17 protein-coding genes and 1 tRNA gene are annotated in these 19,462 nt (G+C 62.7%); 14 read left to right on the top strand and 4 right to left on the bottom strand.

Annotated elements, in window-relative coordinates; genetic code table 11:
- The first annotated feature begins 37 nt into the window (after window positions 1-37).
- Window positions 38-3,094: an efflux RND transporter permease subunit gene (locus DESLA_RS0103170; protein WP_028571364.1), complete on the top strand. Its 3,057-nt coding sequence runs from the start codon at window positions 38-40 to the stop codon at window positions 3,092-3,094.
- Window positions 3,095-3,392: 298 nt separating this feature from the next.
- Here the strand turns inward: DESLA_RS0103170 and DESLA_RS0103165 are convergent.
- Window positions 3,393-3,487 (bottom strand) — tRNA-Ser (locus DESLA_RS0103165).
- A gap of 171 nt (window positions 3,488-3,658) precedes the next feature.
- Between DESLA_RS0103165 and DESLA_RS0103160 the strand changes: the two genes are divergently transcribed.
- The 13 genes from DESLA_RS0103160 (at window position 3,659) to DESLA_RS18385 (ending at window position 16,439) form a co-directional block, all read left to right on the top strand.
- The gene (locus DESLA_RS0103160; protein WP_028571363.1) at window positions 3,659-4,849 is read left to right on the top strand and encodes an aminotransferase class I/II-fold pyridoxal phosphate-dependent enzyme; all 1,191 of its coding nucleotides are present in this window, start codon (window positions 3,659-3,661) and stop codon (window positions 4,847-4,849) included.
- On the top strand, window positions 4,834-6,138 hold the full coding sequence (locus DESLA_RS0103155) for a homoserine dehydrogenase (protein ID WP_028571362.1): 1,305 nt from the start codon (window positions 4,834-4,836) through the stop codon (window positions 6,136-6,138). The genes DESLA_RS0103160 and DESLA_RS0103155 overlap by 16 nt, the downstream gene beginning before the upstream one ends.
- Complete coding sequence (gene kdsB, locus DESLA_RS0103150) at window positions 6,135-6,893, top strand: 3-deoxy-manno-octulosonate cytidylyltransferase (protein ID WP_028571361.1); 759 nt, start codon at window positions 6,135-6,137, stop codon at window positions 6,891-6,893. The genes DESLA_RS0103155 and kdsB overlap by 4 nt, the downstream gene beginning before the upstream one ends.
- Before the next feature lie 40 nt (window positions 6,894-6,933).
- The gene (carA, locus tag DESLA_RS0103145; RefSeq protein ID WP_028571360.1) at window positions 6,934-8,085 is read left to right on the top strand and encodes a glutamine-hydrolyzing carbamoyl-phosphate synthase small subunit; all 1,152 of its coding nucleotides are present in this window, start codon (window positions 6,934-6,936) and stop codon (window positions 8,083-8,085) included.
- A gap of 10 nt (window positions 8,086-8,095) precedes the next feature.
- Window positions 8,096-8,899: a tetratricopeptide repeat protein gene (locus DESLA_RS0103140; protein ID WP_028571359.1), complete on the top strand. Its 804-nt coding sequence runs from the start codon at window positions 8,096-8,098 to the stop codon at window positions 8,897-8,899.
- 104 nt (window positions 8,900-9,003) lie between these two features.
- The gene (locus DESLA_RS0103135; protein WP_028571358.1) at window positions 9,004-9,660 is read left to right on the top strand and encodes a succinate dehydrogenase/fumarate reductase transmembrane subunit; all 657 of its coding nucleotides are present in this window, start codon (window positions 9,004-9,006) and stop codon (window positions 9,658-9,660) included.
- Window positions 9,661-9,717: 57 nt separating this feature from the next.
- Window positions 9,718-11,547: a fumarate reductase flavoprotein subunit gene (locus DESLA_RS0103130; protein ID WP_028571357.1), complete on the top strand. Its 1,830-nt coding sequence runs from the start codon at window positions 9,718-9,720 to the stop codon at window positions 11,545-11,547.
- Window positions 11,548-11,616: 69 nt separating this feature from the next.
- A complete protein-coding gene (locus DESLA_RS0103125) occupies window positions 11,617-12,363 on the top strand; it encodes a fumarate reductase iron-sulfur subunit (protein ID WP_028571356.1) in 747 nt (248 codons plus the stop codon).
- 10 nt (window positions 12,364-12,373) lie between these two features.
- Window positions 12,374-13,213, top strand: coding sequence for a fumarate hydratase (locus DESLA_RS0103120; protein ID WP_028571355.1), 840 nt, complete (start codon window positions 12,374-12,376; stop codon window positions 13,211-13,213).
- The gene (locus tag DESLA_RS0103115) at window positions 13,177-13,758 is read left to right on the top strand and encodes a Fe-S-containing hydro-lyase (protein WP_051434329.1); all 582 of its coding nucleotides are present in this window, start codon (window positions 13,177-13,179) and stop codon (window positions 13,756-13,758) included. The genes DESLA_RS0103120 and DESLA_RS0103115 overlap by 37 nt, the downstream gene beginning before the upstream one ends.
- 69 nt (window positions 13,759-13,827) lie before the next feature.
- Window positions 13,828-15,411 carry a glycosyltransferase family 9 protein gene (locus tag DESLA_RS0103110; RefSeq protein ID WP_028571353.1) on the top strand — a complete coding sequence of 528 codons (1,584 nt, stop codon included), beginning with the start codon at window positions 13,828-13,830 and terminating at the stop codon, window positions 15,409-15,411.
- 62 nt (window positions 15,412-15,473) lie between these two features.
- Window positions 15,474-16,082, top strand: coding sequence for a DUF8043 domain-containing protein (locus tag DESLA_RS0103105; protein ID WP_028571352.1), 609 nt, complete (start codon window positions 15,474-15,476; stop codon window positions 16,080-16,082).
- Window positions 16,083-16,439 (top strand): hypothetical protein, encoded by a 357-nt coding sequence (locus DESLA_RS18385; protein WP_051434328.1) that lies wholly within the window; start codon window positions 16,083-16,085, stop codon window positions 16,437-16,439.
- 26 nt (window positions 16,440-16,465) lie between these two features.
- Here the strand turns inward: DESLA_RS18385 and folD are convergent, their stop codons facing one another.
- The 3 genes from folD to DESLA_RS0103085 are packed head-to-tail and all read right to left on the bottom strand — an operon-like array spanning window position 16,466 to window position 19,433.
- Window positions 16,466-17,314 (bottom strand): bifunctional methylenetetrahydrofolate dehydrogenase/methenyltetrahydrofolate cyclohydrolase FolD, encoded by an 849-nt coding sequence (folD, locus tag DESLA_RS0103095; protein ID WP_035262304.1) that lies wholly within the window; start codon window positions 17,312-17,314, stop codon window positions 16,466-16,468.
- A gap of 5 nt (window positions 17,315-17,319) precedes the next feature.
- Window positions 17,320-18,633, bottom strand: a complete 1,314-nt coding sequence (gene eno, locus DESLA_RS0103090; RefSeq protein ID WP_028571350.1) for a phosphopyruvate hydratase — start codon at window positions 18,631-18,633, stop codon at window positions 17,320-17,322.
- Complete coding sequence (locus DESLA_RS0103085; protein ID WP_028571349.1) at window positions 18,630-19,433, bottom strand: type III pantothenate kinase; 804 nt, start codon at window positions 19,431-19,433, stop codon at window positions 18,630-18,632. Before DESLA_RS0103085 ends, eno begins: the two co-directional genes overlap by 4 nt.
- Window positions 19,434-19,462 lie beyond the last annotated feature (29 nt).

Here is a 19,462-nt window from a genome sequence, read left to right as displayed (position 1 = left end):
TCTGACTTCAACCTTCACCCTTCAGCCTTCCCCCCTCATGAACATCGCCGCCTGGTGCATCCAAAACAACCGGACTTCCCTGGTCGTCTTCGCCCTCCTGGCCTTTCTCGGGCTGAGCACCTACCTGAGCATCCCTCGCCTGGAAGACCCCGAATTCACCGTGCGCGTCGCCCTGGTGATCACCCCCTTTCCCGGCGCATCGCCTCAGCGCGTGGAAGAACTGGTCACGGACAAGCTGGAGGAGCGCATCCGGGAAATCGCGGAGGTGGATTATATCACCTCCCAGTCCATGTCCGGCCTGTCCATCATTGAGGTGAACATCCAGCAGCGGTTCAAGGATCTGGGCCCGATCTGGCAGAACCTGCGCAACAAGGTGGCCGACGCGGCCCCGGACCTGCCTGACGGCGTTCTGCCGTCCATGGTCAACGACGAGTTCGGCGATGTGTTCGGTATTCTCATCGCCCTGACCGGAGACGGCTACACCTACCGGGAGATGAAGGACGCCGCGGACCATATCCGGGATCAGCTTCTGCGCCTGGAGGACGTGGGCAAGGTATCGCTGCACGGGGTCCAGGAAGAGCGCATCTTCGTGGAGTTTTCCAATGCCCGGCTGGCCGAGTTCGGCTTCAGCCCGGCCCATGTGCTCCACCTGCTCCGCGCCCAGAACGCCATTCAGCCCAGCGGCGTGGCCCTGGTGGGCACGGAACGGATCGTCATCGAGCCCACCGGCGAATTCACCTCCCTGGACGACCTGGCCCAGGTCACCTTTCGCTTACCAGGGCGAGCCGACAACATTTCCCTGCGGGATTTCGCCACCATCACCCGGGACTACGTGGACCCGCCCGATCCCATGGCCCGGTTCAACGGCCAGCGCACCCTGATCGTGGCCGTGAGCATGGCCCAGGGCGGCAAGATCACGGATCTGGGGGATAGGGTCCAGGAACGACTGACCGAGCTGCGGGCCAACCTGCCCATGGGCCTGGATCTGGATATCCTGCTTTTCCAGCCGGATTTCGTCCGCACGGCCATTGACGACTTCATGGTCAACCTGTTTTTGGCCTTCGTCTTCGTGGTCGGGGCCATGTTCGTATTCACGGGACTGCGCACCGGCATCGTGGCCGGGCTGATCATCCCTATGTCCATCCTGACCTGCATCGCCCTGATGCCCGTGTTCGGCGTGGACCTGCAACGGGTGTCCATCGCCTCGTTCATCATCGCCCTGGGTCTGCTGGTGGCCAACGGCGTGGTGGTCAGCGAAAACATTCTGGTCCGTTTGAACCGGGGCGAAGACCGCCTCAACGCGGCCGTCCGGTCGGTGCGCGAGCTCTGGTTTCCCCTGCTGACCTCCTCCCTGACCACGATCTTCGCCTTCATGCCCATCCCCATGGCCAAGTCCGAGACCGGCGAATACACCACGTCTCTGTTCATCGTGGTCAGCCTGACCCTGCTGCTGTCCTGGATATTCTCCCTGACCATGGTCCCCCTGCTCAGTTACTATTTCCAGAAACCACGCCAAAGGGAGCGCCAAAACGGTGGCCAGCCTTTTTCCGGGTTCTGGTATCGGGGATTCCGGGCTCTGCTGCTGTTCTGTCTGCGACGGCGGACGCTCTTTCTGACCTTCGCCCTGCTGCTGACCATCGGCGGGACCGCGGCCTTCAGCCTGGTGCCGGCCATCTTCTTCCCGCCCAATGACCGGGAAATGTTCACCATCGACTTCTGGCAGCCCTTTGGCACGGATATCCGCTCCACCGCGGACCGGTTGGCCGATCTGGAAGCCCACTTGATCGATCAACCCGGCGTGGCCTCCCTGGGCGCGTTCATCGGCGACGGCGGCCCGCGTTGGGACCTCGCCGTGAACCCGGAACACCCCAATCCCAACTACGCCTTCGTCATCGTGAACACCAAAACTCTGGAGGACGTCGGTCCGCTGATCCGGTCCACCAGGGTTTATCTGGACGATCACTTTCCAGACGCCCGGCATACGGTGCGTCGCCTGGAACTGGGCCCGCCCGTGGGCGCGCCGATCCAGATCCGCGTCTCCGGCCCGGATATTGGCGCCCTGTACCGGCTACGGGACGCAATCAGCCAGGCCATCGCTCCCATCGAGGGCATCAGTGCCATCTACGACGACTGGGGCGAATGGACCAAGAAAATGGTCGTGGACGTGAACCAGGAGCAGGCCAAACGCGCCGGGCTGAGCACCCAGGACATCGCCTTGTCCCTGCAAACCCAGATCTCCGGCCTCACGGCCACCCAGTTCCGGGAAGGCGACAACCTTGTGCCCGTGGTCCTGCGGGCCCAGGAGAGCTTTCGAGAGGATCTGGGCAACATCGAGGGGCTCAACGTCTATGCCTTTGAAGACGGCCAAAGCGTGCCTCTGCTCCAACTGGCCTCCACCAGGCTGACCTGGCAGCCCAGCGACATCCGTCGCAGGGACCAGACCCGGACCATGACCGTAAAGGTGGAGATCTCCGGGCGCTACGCCGAGGACGTCCTGACCGAGGTCCAGGCCCGGATAGACCGGATCGTCCAGGGGCCGGAATGGCCGGATCACTATTTCGTGGAGTACGGCGGAGAGGTGGAGGAAAGCACCGAGGCCAACGCCTCGGTCATGGCCGGGGTGCCTCTGGCCATGGGCCTGCTGGCCCTGGTGCTCATCGTGCAGTTCAACTCCATCCGCCGCTTTCTGATCATCCTGCTGACCATCCCGCCGATGATGGTCGGAATCAGCGTCGGCCTGCTGCTGACCCGGGAGCCCTTCGGGTTCATGGCCATGCTGGGCATGATCAGCCTGGTGGGGATCATCGTGAACAACGCCATCCTGATCCTGGACCGGATGGACATCGAACGGGCCGAGGGCAAGCCGGAACAGGAACTGGTGGTCAACGCGGTGCTGGAACGGCTGCGGGCCATCTTCCTCACCGCGGTCACCACGATCATGGGCCTGGTCCCCCTGGCCGTGCTGGGCGGCGACATGTGGCGGCCCATGGCCAACGTCCTGATCTTCGGCCTGGCCTTCTCCTCCCTGTTCACCCTGGTGCTCTGCCCGGTGCTCTACGCCGCGTTCTTCCGGGTGCGGTTCGCGAAGTCGTAGGCCTGGAGCGGCAAAGCCGTCCGGAATCGAACAGAAATCGTAACTACTCAGCACAGAGTGATTCTGCTGCCGGGGTCGGAATCGGGATCGGGATCGAAAACGCTGGGATGCTTCTTAATTCTTCCTGTTTCGATTCCGACCCCGATACCGATTGCCGGAGCAAGAGCGGACACAAAATGTACTGAGTAATTACCAGAAATCTAATCAGTGGAGGCAGAGAAACAAAAGGAGATCAAGCGAATAAACGGAGGAAAAGCGAAGGAAAAGAGGGGAAAAAAAGCGGAAAGGCATTTTTTTTTGGCGGAGAGGGAGGGATTCGAACCCTCGATAGAAGTTTTAGCCCCTATACTCGCTTAGCAGGCGAGCGCCTTCGTCCGCCTCGGCCACCTCTCCCCAAAGAGGACAGTCTCCTATCCAAATCTTCGGACCGGGTCAAGTAGGAGCGGACCTGTGCGTCCGCCCCTACAGTTCGGATAGTGCGCCCGCCTTTGACAGAACCACGCCCCCCGGATACATTCCACGACCGGTTTTTCCTGGACATCTTACCTTAACGGCAGGCCCTTCATGGAACAATTTCCTCGCGTACACAGACTGCCCCCCTATGTTTTCGCCGTGGTCAACGAACTCAAGGCCCGGATGCGTCATCAAGGGGAGGACATCATTGATCTCGGCATGGGCAATCCGGACCTGGCCACGCCCAAGCACATCGTGGACAAGCTGTGCGAAGCCGCGCACAAGGCCACGAACCATCGCTACTCCGCTTCCAAGGGTATTCCCAAGTTGCGCCTGGCCATCTGCGACTGGTACTGGCGGCGGTTCGGGGTGGAGCTGAACCCGGACCAGGAGTCCGTGGTCACCCTGGGCGCCAAGGAAGGCTTGGCCCACCTGGCCATGGTCATGCTCAGCCCCGGCGACGTGGTCTTTGCCCAGGACCCGACATATCCCATCCATCCCTACTCGGCGATCATCGCCGGCGCGGATGTCCGACGCATCCCCATTGGTCGGGACCGGGACTTTTTCGAAGATCTGATGGTGGCCACCCGCCAGACCTGGCCCCAGCCCAAGGTGCTGATCATCTCCTATCCGCACAATCCCACCACCCAGTGCGTGGACCTGGCCTTTTTCGAAAAGATCGTGGATTTCGCCAAGGAACACAAAATGTACGTGATCCACGATCTGGCCTACGCCGACCTGACCTTTGACGGCTATCAGGCCCCCAGCTTTTTGCAGGCCAAGGGCGCCAAGGACGTGGGCGTAGAGTTCTTCTCCTTGTCCAAGAGCTACTCCATGGCCGGCTGGCGGGTCGGATTTTGCGCGGGCAACCGGGACATGGTTCAGGCCCTGACCCGGATCAAGAGCTATCTGGACTACGGCATGTTCCAGCCCGTTCAGATCGCGGCGATCATCGCCCTGAACGGCCCTCAGGACTGCGTCCAGGAAATCGTGGAGACCTACAAGGATCGCCGGGATGCACTGATCGAAGGCCTGCACCGCATCGGCTGGGACGTTCCCTCGCCCAAGGGCACGATGTTCGTCTGGGCCCAGATTCCCGAAGAATTCCGAAGCATGGGTTCGGTGGAGTTCTCCAAGCTGCTCCTGCGGGAAGGCAAGGTGGCCGTGTCTCCGGGGCTTGGTTTCGGAAACTACGGCGACGACCACGTCCGCTTCGCCCTGGTGGAGAACCGCCACCGCATCAATCAGGCAATCCGCGGATTGCGCAAAGTCATTTCGGGGGAATCATGTCCGGAGAGCTGATCCGCCTGGGACTGGCCGGACTGGGCACCGTGGGCACGGGGCTGGCCAAGATCCTGGCCTCCAACGCGGATTGGATCGAGCGACGGCTGGGCCGACGCGTGACGATCAAAACCGCTTTGGTCCGCGATCCGTCCAAAGTCCGTGACGTTCCAGAGGACATGCCCATCCGGCTGACCGCCGACATCCAGGATTTGCTCGACGATCCGGAACTGGACATCATCGTGGAGTTGATGGGCGGCCAGGACACCGCCTACGAACTGATCACGAAATCCCTACGCTCGGGTCGGCACGTGGTCACGGCCAACAAGGCCTTGCTGGCCAAACGGAGCAACGAACTTTTCGCCCTGGCCGCGGAACATGGGGTGGGCCTGGGTTACGAAGCGAGCATCGCCGGGGGTATTCCCATTGTCCAGACCCTCAAGGAAGGGCTGGCCGGCAATCGGATCAAGGTGCTCACCGGCATACTCAACGGCACGGCCAACTTCATCCTCTCGGAAATGACCTCCCGGGGGCTGGACTTCCAGACCGCCCTGCGCCAGGCCCAGGTCAAGGGCTATGCCGAGGCCGACCCCACCCTGGACATCGAAGGCCTGGACGCGGCCCACAAGCTGATTCTGCTGATCCGGCTGGCCCATGGTCAGGACTATCCCCTGGGCAGCCTGCCGGTCACGGGCATCACCCACGTGGACCCACAGGACATCGCCTTTGCCGAGGAGTTCGGCTATCGGATCAAGCTCATCGCCCAGGTCCGGGAGTCCGACGGCCTGCTGGACGCCGGGGTGTTCACGGCCCTGGTCCGGCGGGAGGCCATCCTGGGCAAGGTGGACGGCCCGTTCAACGCCATCCTCCTGGACGGCGACGCGGTGGGGCCGATCATGCTCTACGGCCAGGGCGCCGGAGACCTGCCCACGGGCAGCGCCGTGCTCGCGGACATCATGAGCCTGGTTCGCAACGGCCGGGCCCCGGACAATACGGGCTTCCAGAACGCCACCCTGCCCCCGGCCCGCATTCTGCCCCCCGAACTGGTTCGCTCCCGGCACTATTTCCGCTTTTCCGTCCAGGATCGCCCCGGCGTGCTGGCCAGCATCGCCGGGATGCTCGGGCAACGCAACATCAGCATTGCCCAGGTGGTCCAGAAGGGGTCACCGACGGGACGCAGCGTTCCGGTGGTCATCGTCACCCACAAGGCCCAGGCCCAGGACGTCCAGGCGGCCGTCGGCGAAATCGATGGGCAAAGCTTCATCACCGCCCCCACGGTGCATCACAGGATACTCCCCTCCCCGGCATGAACGCTGTTTGCCGCGATAGACCACGGTGCCACGGAATCATCCCGGCCCGCTTCGCTTCCACTCGTTTTCCGGGCAAGCCGCTGACCGACATTCTGGGCAAGCCCATGATCTGGCACGTGTACCAGCGAGCCCGGGCCTGTCCGGAACTGTGCGGCGTGACCCTGGCCACGGACGACCAACGCATTCTGGACGTGGCCGGGGAGCTGGACATTCCGGCGACCATGACCCGCGACGACCACCCCAGCGGCACTGACCGGACTCTGGAAGCCGCTGAACGACTGGGGGTCGACACGGACGACGTGGTGGTCAACATCCAGGGCGACGAACCGGCCCTGTGCCCGGAACTGTTGACATTGCTGCTCAGCCCCTTTGACGACCCAGCCGTCCAGGTGAGCACATTGGCCAGACCGCTTTCTCCCGAAGAGGCCCGGAGTCCCGACGTGGTCAAGGTCGTCACCGACGCCCAGGGCCAAGCCCTCTACTTCTCCCGCGCCCTGATCCCTTACCCCAGGGAAGGAACCGGCGAATTTCTGGGCCATATCGGACTGTACGCCTTCCGGATGCGCACCCTGCGCGCCTTTGTCGACCTGGGTCCGGGCAAGCTGGAACAGATTGAAAAACTGGAACAACTACGGCTTCTTGAAGCAGGCATTCCCATCCGCGTTCTGCGCACGGAGCACCGCACCCACGGCGTGGACCGGCCCGAGGACGTCCCCAGCGTTTGCACGCTGCTCCGGGAGCAAGGATTGGCCTGAATTTCGGCCATCATCACGACAAACCCACATGAGGCACGACATGCGCGCAATATTGGCCCTTGAAGACGGCGCCTGGTTCGCCGGACGCTCCTTTACCGGCGAAGGCGAAGCCGGCGGCGAGGTGATTTTCAACACCGGCATGACCGGATATCAGGAAGTGCTCACCGACCCCTCGTACATCGGCCAGATGGTCTGCATGACCTATCCGCTGATGGGCAACTACGGGGTCAACCCCGAAGACGTGGAGTCCGACCGGGTCCAGGTGGAGGCGATGATCGTCAAGGAGTGCTGCAAGCAACCCTCCAACTGGCGGGCCACCCAGTCCCTGCCGGACTATCTGCGCGACGCCGGGGTGGTCGGCCTGGAAGGCATCGACACCCGGGCTCTGACCCGGCATCTACGCATTCATGGAGCCCAGCGCGGCATCATCTCCACCCGGAACGTCCCGGTCCAGGAGCTGGTGGAACAGGCCCGGGCTCTGCCTTCCATGGAGGGAGCGAACCTGGTCCAGCGGGTCAATGTTCCCGGCCCGTACGTCTGGGACGGCCAAGGGCCGCAGCCGGTGAACATCGACCAGGGCTTTTCCTGGCCCGACCGAGGTGCTGGCGGGCGAACTGGCCGGGCATACCGGGTGGTGGTCTTCGATTTCGGCATCAAGTGGAGCATCCTGCGCATTCTCCAGGAAAAGGGATTGGACCTGCTGATGGTCCCGTCCACCTTCACGGCGGATCAGGTCCTGGCCCTGAAGCCGGACGCGGTGTTTCTGGGCAACGGACCGGGCGACCCGGCGGCGGTGACCGAGGCGGTCCAGACCGCGAGAACGCTCACGGACAAACTGCCCATGGCCGGAATCTGTCTGGGTCAGCAGATCATGGGACTGGCCCTGGGCGGGACCACCTTCAAACTGAAGTTCGGCCACCACGGCCTGAACCATCCGGTCAAGGAACTGGCCACGGGCCGGGTGGAGATTTCCTCCCAAAACCACGGTTTTTGCGTAGACTTCGGGCAGGCCGATTTTTACGAACCCACCCACATCAATCTCAATGACAACACCCTGGAAGGCTTCCGGCACAAGACCAAGCCGCTGATGGCCGTCCAGCACCACCCCGAAGCCGGTCCCGGCCCCCACGACTGTCGCTCGTTCTTCGACCGCTTCATCTCCATGTTGGACGACGTGGTCGGCAAACGTTAGGAGGGCTCCCATGTCCAAGGAACTGATCAAGGCCCGGGCCTCGCTGGCGGGCATCGGCACCCTGCTTAAGCAACAAAAAGTCCTGCCCGCGGTCCTGGCGCTGCACGACGCCCTGGGCCAGATCATCCGTACGCCTTTGATGAAAAGCGAAAAGGCGGACTTTGAGCGTTCCCTGGAGAAAGCCGTCTATCAGCTCAACGGTGACGCCAATCTGCGCAAAATCTACCCGATCCTGCTCAAATACACACCCGGTGAGGAAGCCGAACTCCAGAGTATGCTCCGGGAATTGCTGGGCGAGCTGCAGGAAAGCGCGGTCCAGGACGCCAGAGACATGCTGGCCGAACGGGAACGCCGCAAGCAGGAAGGACTAGCCAAGGGCCAACAGTTGATCCTGGAAGGCCAGTACGATCCCGCGGGCCAGTTCTTCGACAAGATGCTCAAGTATTTCCACGACGATCAGGAGCTCCGGGTGGACATCGGCGAACTGTTCCTCGAGGCCGGCCAGTTCGACCAAGCCTTCACCTACCTGCTCGAATCCTTGCGGAACAACCCGGAATCCGTCCATCTGCTGAACCGCATCGGCATGGGCCTGCGCAAGCTGGGCAAGTTCGAGGAGGCGGAACAGTGTTTTCTGCAGGCCCTGAAGCTGTCCACGGACGACGAACGGCTTTATTTCAACCTGGGCCGCGTCTATGTCGACCGGGCCCAATGGGATAAGGCCGAGCAAGCCGCTTCCAAGGCCATGATCCTTAACCCCGACCTGGAGCAGGCCAAAAAAATGCGGGATTTCGCCCAACGCAAGCAAAAGGGCTGATCATTTTTTCCATGCGTTGACAATTGTCCTCAATACTCTCTATCAATCAGGGTTTTGTCACGGCCCGACCCCGTACACCCCATTTTGCCAAAGGACGACGTTCCATGTCCACTTCCATCGATACCGCCGTCTACGTCCCCAGCCCCTCCCGCGCTTCGGCCTGTCTCGACTGGCTGCAGATGCTCACCGGCGCCGGCCTGATCCTGTTCATGTGGGCGCACATGATACTGGTGGCCAGCGTGATCATCGGTCCGGGAGTGATGAACGCCATCGCCCATTTTTTCGAGGCCACCTACATGGCCCAAGTGGGCGGCCCGTTGATCGGCTTGATCTTCCTGCTGCACTTCGTGCTGGCGGCCCGCAAGATTCCTTTCCGGGCCGAACAGCAATCCAAAATCTGGAAGCACTCCCGGATGCTGGCCCACAAGGACACCTGGCTCTGGCTCGCGCAGGTGGTCACGGCCATGATTATTCTGATCATGGGGGCGATCCACATGTGGGTGGTGCTCACGGACCTGCCCATCACCGCGGAGAAAAGCGCGGCCCGGATTCAGGACGGTTTCTGGATGGGCTTCTATCTCGTTTTGCTGCCCCTGGTGGAACTGCACGTAGGCGTGGGCTTGTACCGGATCGCCGTAAAGTGGGGATTCGTGGGCCGGGCTGATCGACCGAAAATGCAGCGCATCGAGTACATCGTCACCGCCGGATTCATCTTCATCGGCCTGATGGCCCTGCTCCGGTTTTACTTTCTCGCGATATAGCGGGGATGCGGGTTCACGGTTCACAGTTATTTCAAGCATAAGATAAGGATAGACCACATGCAGACCTTCCAAACCGACCTTCTGTGCATCGGCGCCGGACTCGCCGGAGAGCGCGTGGCCATCGAGGCCGCCGCCGCCGGATTCGACGTCACCTGTCTGAGCCTTGTCCCGGCCCGCCGCTCCCACTCTTCCGCTGCGCAGGGGGGCATGCAGGCAGCCCTGGGCAACTGCGCCATGGGCGAGGGGGATTCTCCGGACGTGCATTTCGAGGACACGGTCAAAGGTTCGGACTGGGGCTGCGATCAGGAGGTGGCCCGGCTGTTCTGCGACAACGCGCCCATTGCCATGCGCCAGTTGGCGGCCTGGGGCGTACCCTGGAACCGGGTCGTGCCGGGCAAGTCCACCTATTTCAAGGGTGGCAAGCTGTTCGAGAAGGAAGAAAAGCAGGAGAAGGAAGGGCTGATCACGGCCCGGGCCTTCGGCGGCACGGCCAAATGGCGAACCTGCTACACCTCCGACGGCACGGGCCACACCGTACTCTACACCATGGACAACCGGGCCGTGCAGTTGGGCGTTGCGGTCCATGACAAGATCGAGGCCCTCAGCCTGATCCACGACGGAGAAAACTGTCTGGGCGCGGTGGTCCGGTGCCTGAAAACCGGCGAGTTGCGCGTCTATCTGGCCCGGGTCACCCTCATCGCCACCGGCGGTTTCGGCCGGATCTACCGGGAATCCACCAATGCCGTGATCAACGACGGCGGCGGCCTGATCATCGCCCTGGACACCGGAGTCGTCCCCCTGGGCAACATGGAGGCGGTCCAGTTCCATCCCACGGGCATCGTGCCCACGGACATCCTGGTCACCGAAGGCTGCCGCGGCGACGGCGGGACCTTGCTGGACAAGAATGAACACCGCTTCATGCCCGACTACGAACCGGACAAGGCCGAACTGGCCTCACGGGACGTGGTCTCCCGCTGGATGACCCACCACATGCGCCAGGGTCTGGGCGTCCCCAGCCCGTACGGCGACCACCTCTGGCTGGATATCCGTCACCTGGGCTGCCACCATCTGGCCACCAAGCTGCGGGAAGTGGACGAAATCTGCAAGAATTTCCTGGGCATCGATCCTGCCGTAAACCTGATCCCGGTCCGCCCCACCCAGCACTACAGCATGGGGGGAGTGCGCACGGACAAGGACGGCTTGGCCTACGGCCTGAAAGGCCTGTTCTCCGCCGGAGAGGCGGCCTGTTGGGACATGCACGGATTCAATCGCCTGGGCGGCAACTCCCTGGCCGAAACCGTGGTCGCCGGAATGATCGTCGGCGCGAAGGTCGTGGAATACCTCCGAAACCACCAGGTTTCCTATCCCACCGGCTTGATCCGGGACTTCGCCGCCCAGCAGCAAGACCGGACCAAGCGTCTGATTTCCAAGGCCGACGGCAAGGAAAACGTCTTCACCGTGCGCAACGCCATGTACGACGCCCTGATGCACGGCGCGGGCATCTTCCGCAACGCCAAGGACCTGGAAGCCTGCGTCCAAACGCTCCAGGAAGTCCATGAACGGGCCAATAAAATCGGTCTGCGCTCCAACGGTCGGGGCGCGAACCCGGAACTGGCTCTGGCCCTGCGCTTGCCGGGTATGGTCCGCCTGGCCCTGTGCGTGGCCCAGGGAGCCCTGCAACGCACGGAAAGCCGGGGCAGCCATGCCCGGGAAGACTACCCGGAACGCAACGACCGCGACTGGCTGGTGCGCACCCTGGCCACCTGGCAACCCGGCGCTCCCCTGCCGACCCTGAACTACGAACCGGTCTCCCAAGTCTGGTCCATCCCCCCGGGCGAACGCGGCTACGGCGGCGGCAAGATCATCCCGGCGGAGACCAAGGAATAGGCTGGAAATCACTTTTCAACAACGCCCAAGGCCGCATCCATACTCTCATCACGCAAAACGAGGAACCGCATGGCCAGGAACCTGACCTTTTCCATTTTTCGCTATAATCCCCAGGACCCGATCTCCGTGCCGCATACGGACACCTTTGTCCTGGACGAGACCAACCACATGACCCTGTTCATCGCCCTGAACAGAATCCGCGAGGAACAAGACCCCGGCTTACAATTCGATTTCTGTTGCCGGGCCGGGATCTGCGGAGCCTGCGCCATGGTTGTCAACGGTCGTCCGGGTCTGGCCTGTCATACCAAGACCAAGGACCTTCCGGACGCCATCACCTTGATGCCCCTGCCCTTTTTCACCCTGGTGGGCGATCTCTCCGTGGATACGGGGACTTGGTTTCGGAACATGGCCCAACGAGTCCGCTCCTGGGTGCACACGGACAAGGACTTCGACCCCAAGGCCTTGGAAGAACGCATGGACAACGCCGTGGCCGAGGAAATCTACGAACTGGAACGCTGCATCGAGTGCGGCTGCTGCGTGGCCGCCTGCGGCACAGCGATCATGCGTCCCGATTTTCTGGGCGCCGCCGGGCTGAACCGCCTGGCCCGCTTTGTTCTCGACCCGCGGGACAAGCGCACGGAACAGGACTACTTCGACATCGTGGGCAACGACCAGGGCATCTTCGGCTGCATGGGCCTTCTGGCCTGCGAGGACGTCTGCCCCAAGCATCTGCCCTTGCAGGATCAGCTGGGCATGCTGCGCTGGAAAATGGGGTGGGCCGGCATCATGAATCTGTTGCCGTGGAAAAGGAAATAAGGAGACAGCCGTGCGTACCGTCACATCATCCGATATCGCGGACCGGGTCGCGGAAATGGTGGTCCGGGCCAACCGCGTCCTGCCTCCGGACGTCCTGGCCGCCATCAGCCGCGCCAAGGAAAATGAAAGCTCCCCCTCGGGGCGGGAAATCCTCGGGCAGCTTGAGGAAAACGCGGCCTTGGCCAGGGAAAGCGGCCTGCCGCTTTGCCAGGACACGGGCATGGCCGTCTTTTTCGTGGAACTGGGCGAACAGTGCCGGGTGGAAGGCGCGAACCTGCGCGAGGCCATTACCCAGGGCATGGTCCGTGGCTACCAGGACGGTCTGCTGCGCAAATCCATGTGCCATCCCCTGACCCGCAAGAACACCGGCGACAATACCCCCGCCGTGATTCACGTGGACCTCGTGGAAGGGGACGGCTTGAAAATATCCTTCATGGCCAAGGGCGGAGGCAGCGAGAACATGTCCCGGGTGACCATGCTCTCTCCGGCCCAGGGCTGGAAAGGCATCAAGGACTTCGTCCTGGGCCGGGTGGCCGAGGCCGGTCCCAACCCCTGCCCGCCGACCATGCTCGGCATCGGCATCGGCGGTTCCTTCGAGCTGGCCCCCAAGCTGGCCAAGCAAGCCCTGCTCCGCCCGCTGGACCAGCCCCATCCGGACCCGGAAATCGCCCGGATGGAACAGGAACTGCTGGAAGAGATCAACACCCTGGGCATCGGCCCCATGGGCCTGGGCGGCGACACCACCTGCCTGGGGGTGCGCATCAGCATGGCCCCCTGCCATATCGCCAGCCTGCCCCTGGCCGTGAACGTTCAATGCCATTCCGCACGCCACGAGGAGGTGGAGCTGTGAGCAAGGAATATCGATTGCAGGCCCCTCTGCGCGACGAGGACGTGATTCAACTCAAGGTCGGGGACCGGGTGCTGCTCTCCGGCATCATCTACACGGCCCGGGACGCGGCGCACAAAAAGATCATCCAGGCCCTGGAAAGCGGCTCGGAACTGCCCTTTCCCCTCAAGGGTGCGGTCATCTACTACGTCGGCCCGTCCCCGGCCCCGGAAGGTCGGCCCATCGGCTCCGCCGGCCCCACCACCAGCTACCGCATGGACAGTTACACGCCCCGACTGCACAGCCTCGGAGTCAAGGCGACCATCGGCAAGGGCAAGCGCAGCCAGGACGTCAAGGACGCCCTGGTCCGCCACAACGCCGTCTACTTCGGGGCCACCGGCGGAGCCGGGGCCCTGCTCTCCCAACGTATTGAGTCTTCCAAGATCATCGCCTTCGAAGACCTCGGCCCGGAGGCTGTCCGGGAACTGGAGGTCCGGGACTTTCCCTTGCTGGTGGTCAACGACGCCTTTGGAGGCGAACTCTACGCCAAACCGAATCTGCCCGGCTAACCTTTCGCCGTTCGGAGGGACGCTCATGGACGACAAGGAATCCGTCCGCACCGGTCTCTCAATCCAACCATGCGCACCCTGGTCATGAATTTGACCCGCTTCGGCGACCTGCTGCAGACGCAGCCGGTCATCGCTGGATTGCGGGACCAGGGGCATTCAACGGCCCTCATCTGTCTGGACAACTTTGCCGGGGCGACGAGGTTTCTGCCGGACGCGGAAGAGGTCTTCGCCCTGCCCGGGGCCGGTCTGCTGGCTGACCTGGACCGCAGCTGGCCCGCAGCCCTGGAACGCCTCGCCGCCTGGAAACACGCCATTGTCCGAGATCATTCCACCTCGCCGCTGCTGAACCTGACCCCGATCCAAAGCGCCCGCCTGCTGGCCCGGGTCCTGACCACCGGCCCGGTTTCCGGTTTTGGCCTGGATGAGCAGGGCTTTGGATATTACGGCAACGCCTGGGCCGCTTTTTTGCAGACTTCCACCATGAATCGGGGATGCAGTCCGTTCAACCTGGTGGACCTGATGCTGCGCGCGGCGGATTTACCGGTATCCGGCCGCGACCTGGAGCTGGCCAAGCCAGACCAGGAAGCCTTGGATCACGTCCAAGCGATGCTGGAAGCCGCTCCGACCACCGCCGCTTCCTCCCGCCGGGGCTACGTGGCCCTGCAACTCGGGACCAGCGAGCCACGCAGGCAGTGGCCGGAGGAATATTTTGCCCAGCTCGGCGGCCTGCTTTGGGAGCGGTTCGGGCTCTGCCCGGTACTCCTGGGCACGGCATCGGAGCGTCGTCTCGTGGACGGTTACGCGGCCAAGGCCTCAGCCCCGTTCATCGACCTGATCGGCCGGACCTCCTTGCCGGAGTTGGCCGCTGTCCTCTGCCACGCCGATCTGCTGGTGACCAACGACACCGGCACCATGCACCTGGCCGCCGGTCTCGGCCGCCCCGTGGCCGCCATTTTCCTGGCGACGGCCCAACCCTGGGACACCGGGCCGTACCGGGAAAACAGCCTCTGCCTTGAACCGAACCTGGCCTGTCATCCCTGCGCCTTCGGCACGGCCTGCGGTCGCCGGGAAGAATGCCGCCAAGCCATCACGCCGGGACAGGTTTTCGAGCTTATCCGCGCCCATCTCCTGCCCCAAGCGGCCCGCGAACAGCCCTCTGGGAGCCCGGACCTGCATTCCGTCCGGGCCTGGAAAACCTGCCGGGACGCTCACGGATTTCTGGATTTGTCGGCACTCACCGGCCAGGAAACAGACCTGCGCACCCAATGGATCCGCGTCCAACGGCACTATTATCGTCAATTTCTTGACCAACGGTCCGACATCCGTCCCCCCGACCACCTTCCTTCCCTGCCGGCCGAGACCCGGTCGCAAATCCTGACCTCTCTGGAACAGTCGATCGCCTTGCTGCGCATTCTGGAAAGCCAGGCCCAGGTTCTGGCCATATCCCCCCTGCCCAGGATCAAGCAAAAATTCATGGCCTATTGGGAACGTCTCCAGGCCCATTGGCAAGCGGACCCGTTCTTTCCGGTCCTGGGCCGACTGTGGTTGACGGAGTCCCAAGACCAAGGCCGGGACATCGCCGGGGTTCTTCACCTCACGCACCGCTACCTGAACCTGGCTTTGGCCTGGAAGGACGCCTTTGACCGTCATTAATTCTCGGCACGAATCTTGAATTGGAGTGGGAAATCCCTACCCACCTTCAGGAGGTTCTTGCGATGATCATTATCGACGGTCAAAAATCTGATTTCAACATCACCAATTTTACCAATCTGGACGAACTGCTCATCGGGCTGATGAGCATGAAACACCTGGACAATCGGATCGTCACCGACGTGCTCGTCAACGACGAGGCATTCTCGGAGATCTACCCCCATCAGGCCGAAGACGTGGATTGTCGGGACATTCAGAAGGTCGAGATCAAGACCATGGGCGTCCCGGAAATGGGCGTGAACATCGCCCGGGAGCTGTACAAGGTCATCCGTCTGATGAGCGAAGGCTCCAAGCAGATCGCCGACCTGTTCCGCCGGGCCGACGACGCCGAAGCCTTGGAAATGTACCAGGATCTTCTGGACGTGACCCGCGATTTTCTGGGAATGATCGGCGCATTGCGCGACGAGTTCGCCCTTTCGGCCAACCCGCAATTCGAGGACGCGGTGAACGACCTTTCCGAACTGTTCACGGAAATGCTGGAAGTTCAGGAAAACGAGGACTGGATTTTGCTTTCCGACCTGCTGGAATACGAATTTCATCCGCTGGTGGAACGCTGGAAAAGCATCGTGGCCCAACTCCGGGAAGACGTCCGCAAGTCCATTCGGGAGGGATGAATGCACACCGCCGAAGTCGAATCCTATCTGGACGAGGCCCTGGATCTCGGGCGACTTGAGCTGAACATGCTCACCGAAGGCAACGTGGAACAGGCCGAGGCCCTGGCCAACGACCGGGGCCGACTCCTGGACATGGCTTGGCACGGTCGGGGACGGATATCCCAGGACATTTTCCTGAACAAGATGGAACAGTTGCAGGCCGTACACAGCCAAGTCAGCGCCGAGGCCAGACGACTGCACAAGCTGCTCAAGGACGATCTGCTCCGCACCCGCCGCCAAAGCCAGGGGTATTCCGGATACCGCAACAGCATGCCCACCGCTGTGTCGGAGGCCAAATTCGTCCAACTAAAGGGGTAAGCAGAAGCGGCTTGCGGAGCCGAAACTCAGTTTTCAGCGTACGTCTGGACCGTGTTACGCAGCAGTTGGACGATGGTCATCGGGCCGATTCCGCCGGGAACCGGGGTGATCGCGGCGACCCGGTCGCGCAAGGCGTCGAAATCAGCATCGCCGACCAAGCCCTGGTCCGTGCGGTTGATGCCCACGTCCACCACCACGGCCCCTGGGGCAACCATGTCCGCGGTGGCGAATCGGGGACGGCCCACGGCCAGGAACAGGAAGTCCGCCCGCCGCATTTCCCCGGCCAAATCCGGTGTACGGGAATGGCACAAGGTCACCGTGGCGTTGCCCTGGGCAGTGGGCTGCGCCAGCAACAGGGCCAACGGCTTGCCCACGATGTTGCTGCGGCCCACGACCACGGCCTTTTTCCCGGCCACGCTCAGGTCGTACCGGACCAAAAGTTCCAGAACCCCGGCGGGCGTGCAGGGTCGCAGCCCCGGCAGGCCCAAGGTCAGCCGCCCCATGTTCTCGGGATGAAACCCATCCACATCCTTCTTCGGATCAATCAGTTCCAGGCAGCGCTGGGCTTCCAACCCTCGCGGCAACGGCAGTTGCAGCAGGATGCCGTGGATGGACCGATCCGCGTTCAGATCGCGAATCAGGCCTTCCAGGTGATCCTGCGTCACGTCCCCCGGCAGGCGCAGACTCCGGGAAACAATCCCCACCTCGACGCAGGCCCGCTCTTTGTTGCGCACATACACCTGGGAGGCCGGGTCCTCGCCCACCAGAATCACGGCCAAGCCCGGTGGCAAACCGCGGGAAGCGGCCAAATCGGCCACTTCCCGCCTCAGTTCCTCGCGCATGGCCGCGGCCGTGCGCTTGCCGTCCAGCAGCACCGCGCTCACGCGTCGTCCTCATCCGTTTCATCGTCCAGCCACTGGGCGATCATGCTCGGGCCGAAATACGCGCCCTGCTCTTCCAGCACCTCTTCGATACGCAGCAACTGATTGTACTTGGCCAGCCGGTCGGAGCGGCACAGGGAGCCGGTCTTGATCTGACCGGAGTTTAGGCCCACGGCCAAATCAGCAATGAAGGCGTCCTCGGTCTCTCCGGAGCGGTGGGAAATGACCGTGCCGTAGGAAGCGGACTTGGCCAGTTCAATGGTGTCCAGGGTTTCGGTGACCGTGCCGATCTGGTTCAACTTGACCAGGATGGCGTTGGCGATGCCTTCCTGGATGCCCTCGGCCAGGATGTCCGGATTGGTCACGAAGATGTCGTCGCCCACGATCTGAATCCGGTCCTCGAAGGCCAGGGTCATCTTCCGCCAGCCGTCCCAGTCGCCCTCGGCATGGCCGTCTTCAATGGAGATCAGCGGGAATTCCTGGGTAAACTGACTATAGTAGTCGATCAATTCTTCCGAGGACAATTGCAGGTTCTCGCCGCTGAGCACGTACTTGCCGTCCTTGTAAAATTCCGAGGCCGCGGCGTCGATGGCCAGGGCGATTTCAATGCCCGGCTGGTACCCGGCCGCATCAATGGCCCGCATGATGTACTGGAAGGCCTCCTTGTGGCTCTTGAGATTCGGCGCAAAACCGCCCTCGTCGCCCACCGAGGTGATGTGCTTGTCTTTGGTAAGGATGCTCTTCAGGGCGTGAAAGGTTTCCGCGCCCATGCGCAAGGCTTCGGAAAAGGACGCGGCCCCCAGGGGCAGGATCATGAATTCCTGGATGTCCAGGTTGTTGGGCGCGTGGGCCCCGCCGTTCAGGATGTTCATCATCGGCACCGGCAGAATTTTGGCGTTCACTCCGCCCAGGTACTGAAACAATGGCAGGCCCAGATAATTGGCCGCGGCCCGGGCCGTGGCCATGGACACGCCCAGCAGCGCATTGGCCCCCAACCTGGACTTGTTCTCCGTGCCGTCCAGGTCCAACAGTGCCTGGTCCACCCGGAGCTGGCTCAAGGCATCCAGACCGATCACTGAGTCCGCGATCTCCTCGCGGACATGCTCCACCGCGGTCATCACGCCCTTGCCGGCGTAGCGGCGCGGGTCGTTGTCGCGCATCTCCAGGGCTTCACGGGTTCCGGTGGAGGCTCCGGAAGGTACGGCCGAACGCCCCGTGGCGCCGGACTCCAGGGAGACCTCCACCTCCACCGTGGGATTACCGCGGGAATCAAGAATTTCTCTGGCCCAAACGCCGACAATGGTGCTGCTCATACAAGTACTCCTTTTCGTAACATGTGTGCATTATCCAAAGAGGTCTTCACCAAGCCTCGCATCAACAAATCCGGTTGATGGTGATCAATCCCGGAACAAACCTCCACCAGCGTCTTGGCCGGCCCGCCGGTGACCACCACCTCCACGGGCGGGGCCAACTGGGCCTTCAAGCGGACGCACAGCCCCTCCACCATGGCCGCGAACCCGAAGATCATCCCGTGACGGAGACTTTCCGCCGTGCTCCGGCCAATACGGGGACCGGGTTCGGCCCCGTCCAGGGCGATGGTCGGCAGCTTGGCGGTTTTCGAAGCCAGGGCCGCGGCCGAGGAATACAAGCCGGGACAGATCAATCCGCCTAAATAGGCGTTATCCTGAATGCAGTCAAAGGTCGTGGCCGTGCCGAAGTCCACCACGATCAACGAACGGCTGGAAAAAAGCGAACGGGCCGCGTACCCGGCCACCAATCGGTCGGCGCCCACCTCGTAAGGCCGCGCATAGCGGTTCTCCAAAGGCAGGGGCAGGTCTTCGGGCACGAAAAACACCGGACAGCCGCAGAACCGCTCCCCGGCGGCCCGGATCAGTTCGCCCACCGGCGGCACCACGGAGCAGACCACCCAACCCGACACGTCGCCCGGACGCAACCCGTGCAGACCAAGGATCTGCACAATCCGCAACCCCCAGGCGTCCGCCGTGGAATCCCGATTGGTGGGCAGGCTGTAGGTCCCAAGAATCGCGTCGTCACGCACCACGCCGATCTTGGTGTTCGTGTTGCCGATGTCCAGCAGAAGGAGATGAGGCATGGGAAAGGAGGGGCGGGATTGATGGTTGC

This window comes from Desulfonatronum lacustre DSM 10312, from assembly GCF_000519265.1.
In the GTDB taxonomy this organism is placed as follows: Bacteria; Desulfobacterota; Desulfovibrionia; order Desulfovibrionales; family Desulfonatronaceae; genus Desulfonatronum; species Desulfonatronum lacustre.
This window is presented reverse-complemented; position numbering and strand designations above follow the sequence as displayed.